This window comes from Nocardia sp. NPDC056564, from assembly GCF_042793755.1.
GTDB lineage: Bacteria > Actinomycetota > Actinomycetes > Mycobacteriales > Mycobacteriaceae > Nocardia.
The window spans coordinates 288,956-302,435 of record NZ_JBHTUR010000008.1; the positions used below are offsets into that span (position 1 = coordinate 288,956).

Sequence of the window (13,480 nt, forward strand, 5' to 3'; positions counted from 1 at the left end):
GCGGCGGCGGAGTCGCGCTCTCGGCAGGCGCCGAACCGGCGTCGAGATCTCGGCGATGCGGTGAGAACGTGACAGCGCGTGGTCCGATCGCGGAGCGTGGAACCGGACCCGGTGCACGCGGTGGACGGGCGGCGACATGAGCGCGCGGTCTCACTCGTCTCGCGAAAAGTTCGGTCCAACAGCAGGATTACCGCGATCGGGCGGTGGTCTGGTTGCCCCTGGTCGGCATGCTGGTCCGCGGGATGGACTCGGTACCCGCAGTGAGCGGGGCGGCGATTTCGACGCCGGTTCGAGGAGGAACGAAGACCGCACGGGTAGTCGACGTCGTAGCGCTGTCCTCGAGGTGGCTGGGGCGAGCGCCCATGTCGACATTTCTGGCGGTGCGGAGTTCGACCGGGGTCGTCAGATTGAAGACCGTGACGAACTCGAGGTCGGGCGGCACAGCGATGGGAGGGACACGAGTCGCCGTGGTGCGGGGTGGGTTAGCGGTCGAGTTTTGGGTGATGTCGGTCGGAGGGTAGCGGGCCGGCGAAGGGAGAACGGGCAGGGCGACAGCGGAGATCCGGGAGTTGATGATGAGCCGGAGGTGCTTGATGCTCGACTGTTGCCTGCGGCGGTTTGTTGTTGGGGCGCAACGCTTGTCGCCTTGACGGCGGGATGGGTGGCGGGGGTGCTGCTCGCGGCCGCGCTGGTGCTGGTGGCGATCGGGTTGTGGGTCTTGTTGTTGTGGGGGATGGCGCATCGAGGGGAGCGGCGGCGGGCTGTTGCGGTGGTGGCGTTGGCCGCGGTGTTGTTGGCAGCGGGGTTCGCGGTGGCCGCGGCGTGGCGGGAGCATCGGGTGGCTACGCATCCGTTGCGGAATGCGGCGGGGATGTCGGTGCGGGTGGTGGTGACGCCCAGTGGTGATCCGAAGGCGGTGCGCGGCAAGTCGTTCGGGGGTAGTCGGTGGGTGGTGCGGGGCAGTTTGGACGAGTACCGACTCGGGGAGACGACGGTGCGGGCCGGTGGGTCGGTGGTTGTTCTGGCGTCCGGTGACGCGTGGGCTGAGCTGGTGCCGGGGCAGGCGGTCGAATTTCCGGCGCGGGTGGATTTGCCGGGGCGTCGCGATCTGACGGTGGTGATGTTGCTTGCGCATGGTCCGCCGCGGCCCGTTGGTGGGTTGCCGTGGTGGCAGCGGGTAGCCCATTCCGTGCGAACGGATTTCGCTACCGCGGCCTCCCGCGCGTTACCTGCCGAACCGGCCGGATTGTTGCCCGCGTTGGTCGACGGAGATACGTCCGCACTGCCTGACGAACTTCGCGAGGAGTTCGAAATCGCAGGTCTGGAGCATCTTTGTGTGGTCAGCGGTGCCAATTTCACGATCCTGCTGGCAGCGGTGCTCTTGGCCGTGCGGGTGCTGACTCTAGGTCCACGCGCCGGGGCGCTGATCGCCGCCGCGGCGTTGGTGATGTTCGTGATCATCGCGCGACCCGATCCGAGTGTGTTGCGGGCCGGGGCGATGGGCGCGATCACGTTGCTGGCGTTGGTGACCGGGCGTCGGAAACAGGCGCTGCCCGCACTGTGCGCGGCAATCATCGGACTGCTCGCCGTGTGGCCGGCACTCGCGGTTTCCGTCGGCTTCGCCCTGTCGGTGGGCGCGACGGCCGGATTGATCCTGCTGGCGCCGAGTTGGGCGGATTGGTTACGGGCGCGGGGTTGGCGGCGGGTGCCCGCCGAGATCGTTGCCGTGGCAGCAGGTGCTTTCGTGGTCACCACCCCGCTGATGGTCGCCTTGGACGGGAAGGTCAATCTGGTTGCGATCGTCGCGAATGTCTTGGTGGAGCCGGTTATTGCGCCGATCACTGTGATCGGTGCTGTCGGCGCGGTGCTGGCCTGCGTCTGGCTGCCGCCAGCCGTGCTCGTCGTGCGTTGTGCCGCACCGCCGATGTGGTGGTTGCTGTTCGTCGCCGAGCACGTCGCCGACGTGCCGGGCTCGTCGGTCGAGGTGCCTGGCGGACCGCTCGGCGGGGTGATCGCCTGCGTGGTCGTTGCGGTAGGCATTCTCGTATTGCGCTTCGCTGTCCTGCGCAGAGTGGTTTTGACTGTGGCGTTCGGTGTCGCGGCGGTGGTGATACCGGTGCGGATCTGGCATCCCGGCTGGCCACCTGCCGGCTGGGTGCTGGCCGCCTGCGACGTGGGGCAAGGTGACGGGTTCGTCCTGTCCGTCGGGGCGGGCACCGCGGTGGTGATCGATGTCGGTCCGGAGGCGCGTCCGATGCGGAATTGTCTGGACCGCTTGCGTATATCTCGCATCGCGCTACTGGTGTTGACGCATCCGCACGCCGATCACATCGGAGGTATCAGTGGAGCGGTGGACGGGCGCGCCGTTGCGGCGGTGGCAGTTGGACCGCATGAGCTCGAAGGGTTGGCACCGAATGCAGGTAATACTGCGGTCGCCGAGGGAATGCAGCCTGCTGCACAATCGGGTTCCGGCTCGACGGGTGGTCGTGCGCATGAAACCGGATCAGGCAGTGGCTGTGAATTCGTGCACGGATCGACTTCGCCACAGGTGCAACATGATTCGTCCGAACATAATGGTGACTTCGGAAGCGGCCGGTCAGTTGGGGAGATTGCCGCGCTATGCCAGATGGTCGGTGATTCATGTCAACCGACTGGAGAGCGGTGCGCGGTGCCGCACGAGCGACCCTCGTCAGGTGATTCGCGTGGTTCGGGGTTGCGGCGTGGTGCGCGAGTCGACGGACTGGCTCGGGTTTTGGCGGTAACGCGAGAAGCTGATATCTCGTTGCTAGCGCTTTCGGCCGGACAGGTATTCCGCTTCGGCGCAGTCGAATTGGCGGTGCTCGCGCCAGCGCCGGGTGGGTCGCGGCCCACTCCTGGTGCCGAGGCCGATGACGCCAACGATCGTTCGATCGTCCTGGCCGCGAGCACCCCCGCCGGCCGAATCCTGCTGACCGGGGACATCGAGGCTCCCGCGCAACGTGCATTGCTCGACACCGGCGTATCTCTCCGCGCAGACGTCCTGAAGCTCCCCCACCACGGATCGAGAACCACCACAAACGAATTCCTCGCGGCCGTGCACCCACGGTTGACCGTGATCAGCGTCGGCGCCGACAACACCTTCGGTCACCCGAATGCGGGAATCCTCACGGAGCTATCCGCACTCGGCACCACCATCGCCCGGACCGACCAGCTCGGCGACGTCCTCGTCCTGGGAGAGGGGCAATCGCTGCGCGTGGTGAGTGCGCGATGACGACCCGCACACGGTGTACAGCAACCCGCATTACAACCCGTGAAGAACTACGTAGCGTGGAAGGAGGTGAGAAAGCCTGTGAGTATGCGGCTACGCGCAGATCTTGTCGATGCGGCCAAGTCGGCCGCCGAGACCGGCAGGATCACGCTCACGGCATTCGCGGCCAGGACCATCGAGGAGAAGTCGCTCCGCCGGGAGTTCGATGAGCACGTTCGTATGGTGCGGGAGGTTGAGGCCGCGGACCCGGAGCGGCTTGCCCGGAAGTCCGGCGCGATCCGCGACGGCCTCGCCGCGTGGAAAGCGGACCACCGTTGCGACGGAGCCTCGTGAAACAGGGCGACATTCATCTCCGCTCCCGCAGCGCTGATCGGCGAACGCGCGCCATACTTGGTCGTCTCGTGCGGCGAATACAACGGAACCGCTGGCCCGACCGTGGTCGTGGTCGAGGTCGAGACCGGAACTCGCTACCGGGCAACGGCTTTCGGCACGGCGGTGGAAACGCCGTTCGGGGTGGCACTCGCTGACCCGCTGCTGTGGCTTCCGCGAACGTATCGGGGAGAACACTTCGACCGCCTCGATCGGGAGCTGACCTGGCGTGTCGTCGACGCGAGTTGGCGGGTCCTGCGGGGTGCTCGGTGAACACGCGGAACCTGCGGCGCGGGTCTGTCGGTGGGGGACCGTAGGATCGCTGCCGTGACCGAGCCCAGCGAGCGTCAGCGAGTGAACCAACGACACGGCGTGCCTTCGCCGATGGCGGAGGCTACCGCCGGCGAGGTGGCGTCATGAGCGAGCGACCCGCGCTGCACCTGGTGCTGGGGGACGAGGAACTGCTGGTCGAGCGCGCGGTGGGAGAAGTCACCGCGCAGGTACGGGCGCTCGCGCCGGATGCCGAGGCGGTGCCGATCGATCGGATGCGGGCGGGGGACGCGAGCACCGCGGAACTGGCGGAGTTGCTGAGTCCGTCGTTGTTCGCCGAGGACCGGGTGATCATCCTGGAGTCGGCGGCCGAGGCGGGCAAGGACGCGGTCGCGGTGATCACCGCCGCGGCGGGTGATCCCCCGGAGGGCGTGGTGCTCGTGGTGCTGCATTCGGGTGGCGGACGAGCGAAGGCACTGGTGCCTGCGCTGCAGAAGGCCGGTGCGGTGGTGCACGACTGCGCCAAGATCACCAAATCGACCGAGCGGGTGGAGTTCGTGCGCGGCGAGTTCCGCAACGCCGGCGTGCGCGTCGCGGGTGACGTCGTGCAGGCGATGCTGGAATCCGTCGGCTCCGATCTGCGCGAGCTGGCTGCCGCCTGCTCGCAGCTGGCCGCCGACACCGGCGGCAAGATCGACGTCGCCGCCGTCCATCAGTACTACTCGGGCAAAGCCGAGGTCACCGGTTTCGACGTGGCCGAGCTCGCCGTCACCGGCGACCGTCCGGGCGCGATGGAGGCCCTGCGCTGGGCGAACGACCGCGGCGTCCCGCACGTGCTGCTCGCCGACGCCCTCGCCGACTCCGTGCATACGATCGCCCGCGTCGGTTCCGCAGGCCGCGGCGACCCGTTCAAGCTCGCCCAGCAACTCGGCATGCCCCCCTGGAAGGTCAAAAAGGCCCAAGCCCAGGCCCGCAGCTGGACCCCCACCACCATCGGCTCCGCCCTCCAAGTCGTCGCCGCCCTCAACGCCGACGTCAAGGGCGGCGCCGCCGACGCGAACTACGCCCTCGAACACGCCCTCACCCAAATCCTGGACCTACACTCCGCAGGCTGACCGCGGCTGGGCATCCATCCGGCCGCCACCTACGAGCTGACCAGCCGCTTTGGACGCGACCGCCTTCGCAGGCCTCCTGGCCTGGACGCGGACGATCAGCTGCGATGTGGTGCGAGGAACTGGACCTCACGTGCGGCGCGCGCCGCACGTGAGGGCGCGGTGATCGCCATGGCCCTCCGGCGCGCACGGTGAGCCGGTACTCGCCCTAGGGTGGCGTCCTGGTCAGAGTGGGCTGGTCTCACCGCAAATCGACCTGCCTGGTCGGCCGTAGCTGTGGACCCTCATTCAGGGGAATGCCGCGTCAAGAGTGAAAGTAACTGACTCGCACTAGGATTGCGCGTCCCGTAGGAGTCGACCAGTTTGCAGGGAGCTGATCGGTCTGTACAGGGTATTGGCTGTGTCCTAATGGGCTGCATGCAATCGAAGTCGTTGGCCTGCGGTGGAATTCGCCCAGGAACTTCAGCCTGTCCAACGTCGTCGAGGCCGCCCATCGATCCAGTCGCAATGGCCAGGATGGCGACCATGCTCAACGGGACCTGGTGGAGGCATTGTGCGAGTAGCCCTGCCGTCATGTCCCGTTGAGCGTGGGTCGCCCTTGGGTGTAGGGCGATCTAGTGGGAAAGGGCGGCCCTATTGAGGGTCTGTTGGTGTGTTCGGCTGGTGCTGCGATTGTCGTCGTATCCATTGCTCGTTATTCGCCATGCCGTTCGGTTCGCTGGGTGAGATCTAGTTCTGGGATGTGGCGCAGTATTCGGTCTGAGACACCCGATTAGGGGTAGTGGCATGTGTGGTGGGACACATGTGAGGGAGAACTCAATAGCCGAGGATCGAGCAAACCTGCTGGCTTAGGCGATTTCGATGGTCGGTCGCGTGTTGCCGTAGATCGCGACGTCGAGTGAGGTTTGTCTGTTCTCGACAGGTCTTTCGGAATGGCGATGCTGGGCGCCGAGTTCGGGCTTTCGAAGGCCTGATGGATGCGTTTGTGACGAATTCGGCTAATTGATGGCTAATCAAATCGTGTCAAACTGGATTTGATTATGGACGAGCGAACTGCACCGGACTTTCCGGTTGAGGATTCCCGGCGGGTCCGTGCTTGGCGCGGCCGGCGGCGCAGTGGTGGTGCGCATCGGCCGCCGCAGCGGCGGGTGGGGCGAACGGTGCTGAAGGTTCTCGCCGGTGGGGTATCGGTGGCGGTGCTGGCCGGGACCGCGGTGGGGTGGGCGACCGAGGGGCGGTTCGATAGGGGGTTCACCAGGTCGGCGGCGTTGGGGGTGGATGCTCCGCGGTCATTGGCCGGTGATGTGAATGTGCTGCTTATCGGGTTGGATACCCGGAAGGATCAGGACGGGAATGATCTGCCGAAGGAGATTCTCGATCAGTTGCACGCGGGAGACGGTGAGGAAGGCGGGTACAACGCGAACACGCTGATCCTGGTGCACATTCCGGCGGATATGAAAAAGATTGTCGCGGTTTCGATTCCGCGCGACGACTACGTGCAGGTGGCCGGCATTCCCGGCTACACCAAGATAAAGATCAAGGAAGCGTACGGACTGAAGAAGGCCGCGGTCCAGGACCAGTTGATCAACCAGGGCGTGACCGACAGCAAGGCGTTGGAGCGTGCGGGGCGCGAGGCGGGGCGGGCGTCGATCGTGCAGGCGGTGCGCGACCTGACCGGGGCGCCGATCGATCGGTTCGCCGAGGTCACCCTGGCCGGCTTCTACGACCTGGCCAAGGCGCTCGGCGGTGTCGAGGTCTGTCTCAACAAGCCGGTGAACGACAGCTACTACTCCGGCGCCGAATTCCCGGCGGGCAGGCAGCGGCTCGATCCCGCTCAGTCGCTGGCCTTCGTCCGGCAGCGCCACGGTTTGGCGAACGGTGACCTCGACCGGACCCACCGTCAGCAAGCCTTCCTCACCTCGGTCGCGCTGGATCTGCGCAAGGCGGGCACGTTCACCGACGTCGGCAAGCTGTCCGCGCTGATGGACGTCGCGCACCGCAACATCGTGCTGTCCGACGGCTGGAACATCACCGACTTCCTGCGCACCCTGGGCACATCCGACAGTCCGGCCATCGAATTCCGCACACTTCCGGTACTCCGCTACGACAACATCAACGGCCAAGACGTCAACATCATCGACCCGGCCGCCATCCGCCGCGAAGTCCGCACCGCCTTCGGCGACCCAGACCCCACCGCCGCCCTGTACAACCCGCCCCGCCCCCAAACCACCGCCCCCACCGAATCCCCAACCCCAACACCCGATGCCGGAAACCCCGTGTCCGCCACCATCACTGGCGACAGCATCCCCTGCGTCAATTGATCGCGCCCAACTCACCGGCGTGATCGATAGTGGTGTTCTTCGGTAGAACGGATCACGCCTTAAGGCAGTTCTCGCCCGAAGTAGTGGCTGCCCGGTTCGTCGAGGTAGAGGCCGAAGCCGGGGATTGGGTGGTAGCCGGCGGAGGTGTAGAGGTTGACGGCTTCTGGTTGTTGGTCGGCGGTTTCGAGGACCAGGCGTCGGCGGCCGGCGGCGGTGGCGCTGTGTTCGATGGCGGCCAGTAGTTGCCTGGACAGTCCGCGGCCGCGGACTTCCGCGGCGACGTACATGCGTTTGAGTTCGGCGTCGCCGTCGCGGAAGCCGGGGTCGTCGCCGTCGCGGGAACGCCAGCCGGCGCAGGCGACCGGGGTTCCGTCGAGATAGCCGACGAGGAAGGCGCCGAGGGGCGGTTCGAACTCGGTCGGATCGGTGGGGGTGGCGTCGGGGCCGCCGTAGCGGACCACGTACTCCTGTTGCAGCTCGGCGATCAGCTTTTGCGCATCGGGGCTGCTGTAGGCCCGTGCCACAAGATCCATAGCGAGAACGCTAGCGCGCGTGTCGAGCCATTTTCCTCGGAACAACCTTCACAGCGCGGCCGTGAGCCGCTGCACTCCCGGTCCGGTCAGGGCGGCGAGGCCGGCGGTACGTCCGGTCGCGACGAGCAGCAGATCACTCAGCGGCCCGCTGATCTCCGTGGGTCCGTTGCCGCCCGTCCAGTCCGCGTCCGTCGCGGTCAATCGAATCCCGCGCAACCGTTTGCGCGCACCGTAGAACGGACTGCGCAGGACATGGTCGAGCGCCGCGCCGCCCTGCTCGGCGGGCACCGCACGCACCCTGCCGAGCGGGCGTGCGACGTCCTGTCCATGAATCAGCATGTCCACCAAAGGATCCAGCGGACTTGCGCCCGGCGAACGACGAGCGGACCCGGCCGACTGCCGCAACTGCTCGATCAGCTCCGCGGAGGTGAACCGTGCCGCGTGTTCGCGCGCCTGGTCGGTGTTCATCCGGTTCCAATCACCGCGCGCCCGGACGATCCCGACGAGCGTTCCCCACAGGGTGTCCGTGCTGGACAGCGTGACGTGCGCGAGCACCTCGTGCACGGTCCAGTCGGGGCACAGCGACCGCACGTCCCACTCGTGCTCGTCCAGCTCGGCGAAGAAGTCGGCGAGGCTGAGCCGTTCGGCTCGCACCCAGGCCAGGATCTGATCTCGGTCCACTGTGTCCTCCGGTTCGGTGTCGTCACCGATACTGACGACGCGCGCCGGTGAAATTCACCGCACAGCACGACGCGGTGGTGCGAGCCTGGCCCGCACCACCGCGTAATACCCGTCGCTCAGGAGCGCCCAACGACCTTCAGATCGCCGGAGATGACGTTGCGGGTCATCGGCCGCGCCAGCATGTCGTGCGGGAAGCCGAGCTCGATCGCGCTGACCTGCGCCAGCCGATCCAGTTGTGCGGCATCGAATTCGACGTCGAGGGCGCCGAGATTGTCCTCCAGCTGGGCGGCCGTGCGGGCGCCGATGATCGGCGAGGCGACCCCGGGATTGCGCAGCGTCCACGCGAGCGCGATCTGGGCGGGCGTCTTGCCGAGCTCGCCGGCGATCTCCTTGACCACGTCGGCGATGTCGAGCGCGCGCTCGGTGAGCGAGCCCTGGGCGGCGACCACGTCCTTGCGGGTGCCCTGGGGTGAGGCCGCGGCCTCGTGGACCAGGTCCTCGCGGGTGTACTTGCCGGTGAGCACGCCGCCGGCCAGCGGCGACCACGGGATGACGCCGAGTCCGAGCTCGCGAGCCATCGGAATGAGGTCACGTTCGACGGTCCGCTCGGCCAGGCTGTATTCGATCTGCAAGGCGATCAGCGGTGACCAGCCACGCAGGTCGGCGATGGTCTGCATGCGCGAGATCTGCCAGGCGGGCGCGTCGGAGATGCCGACGTAGAGCACCTTGCCCGCCCGCACGAGATCGTCCATGCCACGCAGGATTTCGTCGACCGGGGTCATGAAATCCCAGGCGTGCAGGTAGAGCAGATCGATGTAGTCGGTGTTGAGCTTGCGCAGGCTGGCCTCGACCGAGGCGAACATGCTCTTGCGGTTGTTCCCACCGGAATTGGGGTCGCCGGGGCGGCGCAGCATCGTGTATTTCGTTGCCAGCACCAGGCTTTCGCGATTGTCTGCGGTGAATTCGCCGAGCAGTTGCTCGGAGGTGCCGTTGGTGTACTGGCTCGCGGTGTCGATGAAGTTTCCACCGCGATCGAGGTAGGTGTCGAAGATCTTGCGCGCCTCGTCTTTATCGGCACCCCAGCCCCAGTCGGCGCCGAAGGTCATCGTGCCGAGAGACAGCGGAGACACCCGAAGACCCGAGCGGCCGAGCAGCCGGTAGGTATCGAGGGTGCGGGCTCCGGACATGTCCAGCTCCTTTGTCGTTGGTGCGTCCTTGGTGATGAAACCCAGTCTGGAACGGTGCGAGTGGATGGGTAAGGGAAGCTTCTTCCTGGGAAAGCCAGTCCTATGCAGCCGTAATATCGAAGGCGATGACTGGAACGGTGAACGCGACGAACGGTGCCGGCGCACGACCGAGCGGCAATGGCGGGCCGGTGCGCGCCGCGAATCCGACCCACGAGTTGGCGGCGTTCCTTCGGGACCGGCGCGAACGCCTGATGCCGGGTGAACTCGGGCTGCCCGCGCGCAGGCAGGCGCGGCGCACGCCGGGGCTGCGGCGCGAGGAGGTGGCGGAGCTGGCCGGGGTCAGCACCGACTACATCGTCCGGCTGGAGCAGGGACGCGGCTTGCGTCCGTCCGCGGACGTGCTGGAGGCTCTGTCGAAGGCGCTGCGGCTGGATGCCGACGAGCGCGCCTACCTGTTCGATCTGGCCCAGCAGCGGCCGCCGAACGCGGGCAAGCCGAGCACGGTGCCCGCCCCCGCGCTGGCCATGCTGGTGCACGATCTTTCGCCGCTACCGGCGATGCTGGTCAACCATCGCTACGACATCCTGGCCTGGAATCGGGAGATGGCCCGGCTGATCATCGACTTCGACACGCTGCCGCCGCGGCATCGCAACACCATGTGGCTGTGCCTGATGGAGCCGAGCATGCGTGATTTCTACGTGGAGCGCGAGCGGATCATCCGCGAGGGCATCGCCGATCTGCGGGCGGCCTGGGCGGCGCATCCCGAGGACCAGGTGCTCAGCGATCTGATCGCCGAGTTCACCGACAGCCCGGAGTTCGCGCAGGCCTGGGCTCAGCACGATGTGAAGGTGAACGGACGCGGGGCCAAGCCGCTGCGGCATCCGACGGTCGGGCGCGTGGTGGTCAATTACGAGGTCCTGATGCCGCTGCAGGATCCGGACCAGCGCATCGTCATCTATCGCGCGGCCGATGCGGATTCTCAGACGGCGCTGGACCGGCTTGCGGCCGATCCGGCGCCGTTGGTCGATCGGACATCGCCAGGACTCACTCCACAGAGCTGAGTACTAGCTCCTCTTCGTCGTCCTCGGACTCCTCATAGCGGCCCTCCCAGTCGTCGTACACAGGCACTTCGTCGTCGCGCGTGACCACCCATTCCAACGAGTAATTGCCCTCATCGTCGATGGGAACCATCACGTTCTCGATCTTCACCCCGAGGCCGAGGACCTCGGCGGCGCGGATCACGTCGGGCAGATCCTCGCCACGGACCACGGTCTGATTGGCGTAAACGGTAACCATGCGCCGAATGGTAGCTGGAACCACCGACAGGCTGTGGGCCGATCCGCAATCCCTAGCGGGAACAGTGCGCTGACCGGGGGATGAGCACGACAAAAGCCGCCGTGGTCGTCGAGGCCACGGCGGCTGCGTCAATGCCTGTGGTACCGGAGCGGTACCGGGGAAATCAGATCTTGTTCAGAGCCAGCGCGAGGGCCGACTTCTTGTTGGCCGCCTGGTTGGCGTGGATGACGCCCTTCGAGGCAGCCTTGTCGAGCTTGCGGCTCGCGGACTGGAGCTGCGCGGCGGCCTTCTCCTTGTCGCCGGCCGCGGCGGCTTCCCGGAAGCTGCGGATCGCGGTGCGCAGCGAGGACTTGACCGACTGGTTACGCTTGCGCGCTTCCTCGTTGGTACGGATCCGCTTCAACTGGGACTTGATGTTGGCCACGCCTGTTTCCTCGTGTTCCTGTCGCTGAGTGGTTTGTGCCGGAAAAGTTCTTACGCGTGCGTCGCACCCTGGAAAAGGGGTAACGCAACGCCGAAGGTCGAGGATACCAGCCGCCGCTCGGCGCACGAAATCAGCACCGGACCGTCTCGCCCTCAGCGCACCGACCGGTCGGTGGGGGAGCGGGATATGTCGTCGGCGGCGGACTTATGATGCGAGAAATTTACCTGTGTCACACACAGCATTGCTGCTGCGTGTAGCACGATTTTTGCATGACTCCCGCCTCCCCGCCACGTTCGGCGCGATCCGCCGCGTCCGGACCGGTCGGTACGAACGGGCGGGCGGGCGGCAACGGCAAGGTCGCACCGCCCGGGCTATTCGAGGGTTATCGCCCCGGGCGCTATGCGAACGCGTTCGACGAGATGTTCGACGGCGCAGGCCGGGTGCGACAGCCGTACAAGGGGCTGTTCGCCGCCCTCGCCCCGATCGACGTGTCCGACCTCGCGGCGCGTGCCGCAGCGCTGGATCGCGCGTTCATCGACCAGGGCATCACCTTCTCGCTGTCCGGTCAGGAACGCCCGTTCCCCTTGGACCTGGTGCCGCGGGTGATCGCGGCCGCGGAGTGGGCCAAGCTCGAGCGCGGCATCAAGCAGCGGGTGGTGGCGCTGGAGCTGTTTCTCGCCGATGTGTACGGCGAGCAGAACATCCTGCGCGATGAGGTGATACCGAAACGCCTGGTCACCTCGTGTCAGCACTTCCACCGCGAGGCGGCGGGGCTGGTGCCGCCGAACGGGGTGCGGATTCATGTGGCGGGCATCGATCTCATCCGGGACGAGCGCGGCGACTTCCGGGTACTCGAGGACAATCTGCGGTCGCCGTCCGGGGTTTCGTATGTGATGGAGAACCGGCGGACCATGGCGAGGGTCTTCCCGGATCTGTTCTCCTCGCACCGGGTGCGGGCGGTCGGGGACTATCCGAGTCATCTGCTCGCGGCGCTGCGGGCGTCGGCCGCGCCGAACGAAGCCGATCCGACGGTGGTCGTGCTGACGCCCGGGGTGTACAACGCGGCGTATTTCGAGCATTCGCTGCTGGCCAGGCAGATGGGCGTGGAGCTGGTCGAGGGGCGGGACCTGTTCTGCCGCGACAACGTCGTGTACATGCGGACCACGGCGGGTGAGCGGCAAGTCGATGTGATCTACCGCCGGATCGACGACACATTCCTCGATCCCATGCATTTCCGGCCGGATTCGGTGCTCGGCGTCGCGGGGCTGCTCAATGCTGCGCGGGCGGGGAATGTGGTGATCTCCAGTGCGGTCGGCAACGGGGTCGGGGACGACAAGCTGATCTACGCGTATGTGCCGACGATCATCGAGTACTACCTCAACGAGAAGCCGGTGCTGCCGAACGTTGATACGTATCGCTGCTGGCTCGACGACGAGCGCGCGGAGGTGCTCGATCGGATCGGCGAGCTGGTGGTCAAGCCGGTGGAGGGGTCCGGCGGGTACGGCATCGTGATCGGGCCCGATGCGTCGCCGCGGGAACTGGAGGCCGCGCGCAGGCGGATCAAGGCGGATCCGCGCGGGTGGGTGGCGCAGCCGGTGGTGCAGTTGTCGACGGTGCCGACGAAGGTCGGAAACGAGCTGGTACCAAGGCATGTCGATCTGCGGCCGTTCGCGGTCAACGATGGTGACGAGGTGTGGGTGTTGCCCGGTGGGCTGAGCCGGGTCGCGCTGCCGGAGGGCTCGCTGGTGGTCAATTCCAGCCAGGGCGGCGGGAGCAAGGACACCTGGGTGCTGTCGGGACGGGATTCGCTGGCGGATCGGGAGTTGGCCGGGGCGGAACTGGTCGGCGAACCGCCGCAATCGGATTCGCGGGAGGTGGGGCGGGATCTGACCGCGTCGCAGGCGAATCAGCAACAGCAGCAGCAACAGCAGGAGCAGCGGCAAACGCGGGGGCATCGACTATCGGAAGACCAACTGCCGCAATCGGATCGGCTATCCGGGCAGTGCCGGCAAACCCAATCGCCGCGGCAAGGGTGGTGAC

General features: G+C 66.7%; 11 protein-coding genes and 1 pseudogene. 7 read left to right on the plus strand and 5 right to left on the minus strand.

Annotated features, from left to right (window positions below; genetic code table 11):
• Positions 1-343: 343 nt before the first annotated feature.
• The 5 genes and pseudogenes from ACFQ9K_RS22135 to ACFQ9K_RS22155 form a co-directional block, all read left to right on the plus strand.
• Positions 344-3,250, plus strand: coding sequence for a ComEC/Rec2 family competence protein (locus ACFQ9K_RS22135; protein WP_378983491.1), 2,907 nt, complete (start codon positions 344-346; stop codon positions 3,248-3,250).
• A gap of 39 nt (positions 3,251-3,289) precedes the next feature.
• Positions 3,290-3,580 (plus strand): hypothetical protein, encoded by a 291-nt coding sequence (locus ACFQ9K_RS22140; RefSeq protein ID WP_378718874.1) that lies wholly within the window; start codon positions 3,290-3,292, stop codon positions 3,578-3,580.
• A gap of 57 nt (positions 3,581-3,637) precedes the next feature.
• Positions 3,638-3,889 carry a hypothetical protein gene (locus ACFQ9K_RS22145; RefSeq protein ID WP_378718872.1) on the plus strand — a complete coding sequence of 84 codons (252 nt, stop codon included), beginning with the start codon at positions 3,638-3,640 and terminating at the stop codon, positions 3,887-3,889.
• A 143-nt stretch (positions 3,890-4,032) separates the two neighbouring features.
• Positions 4,033-5,001 carry a DNA polymerase III subunit delta gene (gene holA, locus ACFQ9K_RS22150; protein ID WP_378718871.1) on the plus strand — a complete coding sequence of 323 codons (969 nt, stop codon included), beginning with the start codon at positions 4,033-4,035 and terminating at the stop codon, positions 4,999-5,001.
• A gap of 1,037 nt (positions 5,002-6,038) precedes the next feature.
• Positions 6,039-7,271, plus strand: a pseudogene (locus tag ACFQ9K_RS22155) (LCP family protein); the annotation flags it as partial.
• A 107-nt stretch (positions 7,272-7,378) separates the two neighbouring features.
• On the opposite strand, the gene ACFQ9K_RS22160 reads toward ACFQ9K_RS22155, so the two are convergent.
• From ACFQ9K_RS22160 to ACFQ9K_RS22170, 3 genes are all read right to left on the minus strand, one after another.
• Positions 7,379-7,852 carry a GNAT family N-acetyltransferase gene (locus ACFQ9K_RS22160; protein ID WP_378718869.1) on the minus strand — a complete coding sequence of 158 codons (474 nt, stop codon included), beginning with the start codon at positions 7,850-7,852 and terminating at the stop codon, positions 7,379-7,381.
• Positions 7,853-7,900: 48 nt separating this feature from the next.
• A complete protein-coding gene (locus tag ACFQ9K_RS22165; protein WP_378718867.1) occupies positions 7,901-8,533 on the minus strand; it encodes a maleylpyruvate isomerase family mycothiol-dependent enzyme in 633 nt (210 codons plus the stop codon).
• Between the two features lie 116 nt (positions 8,534-8,649).
• Positions 8,650-9,720, minus strand: coding sequence for an aldo/keto reductase (locus ACFQ9K_RS22170; RefSeq protein ID WP_378718866.1), 1,071 nt, complete (start codon positions 9,718-9,720; stop codon positions 8,650-8,652).
• Positions 9,721-9,845: 125 nt separating this feature from the next.
• Between ACFQ9K_RS22170 and ACFQ9K_RS22175 the strand changes: the two genes are divergently transcribed.
• Positions 9,846-10,781 carry a helix-turn-helix domain-containing protein gene (locus ACFQ9K_RS22175; RefSeq protein ID WP_378718864.1) on the plus strand — a complete coding sequence of 312 codons (936 nt, stop codon included), beginning with the start codon at positions 9,846-9,848 and terminating at the stop codon, positions 10,779-10,781.
• Here the strand turns inward: ACFQ9K_RS22175 and ACFQ9K_RS22180 are convergent.
• Positions 10,765-11,016 carry a hypothetical protein gene (locus ACFQ9K_RS22180; RefSeq protein WP_378718862.1) on the minus strand — a complete coding sequence of 84 codons (252 nt, stop codon included), beginning with the start codon at positions 11,014-11,016 and terminating at the stop codon, positions 10,765-10,767. The genes ACFQ9K_RS22175 and ACFQ9K_RS22180 overlap by 17 nt on opposite strands.
• Before the next feature lie 163 nt (positions 11,017-11,179).
• Positions 11,180-11,440 carry a 30S ribosomal protein S20 gene (rpsT, locus tag ACFQ9K_RS22185; RefSeq protein ID WP_378718861.1) on the minus strand — a complete coding sequence of 87 codons (261 nt, stop codon included), beginning with the start codon at positions 11,438-11,440 and terminating at the stop codon, positions 11,180-11,182.
• Positions 11,441-11,709: 269 nt separating this feature from the next.
• On the opposite strand from rpsT, the gene ACFQ9K_RS22190 reads away from it, so the two are divergent.
• On the plus strand, positions 11,710-13,479 hold the full coding sequence (locus tag ACFQ9K_RS22190; protein WP_378718860.1) for a circularly permuted type 2 ATP-grasp protein: 1,770 nt from the start codon (positions 11,710-11,712) through the stop codon (positions 13,477-13,479).
• Position 13,480 lies beyond the last annotated feature (1 nt).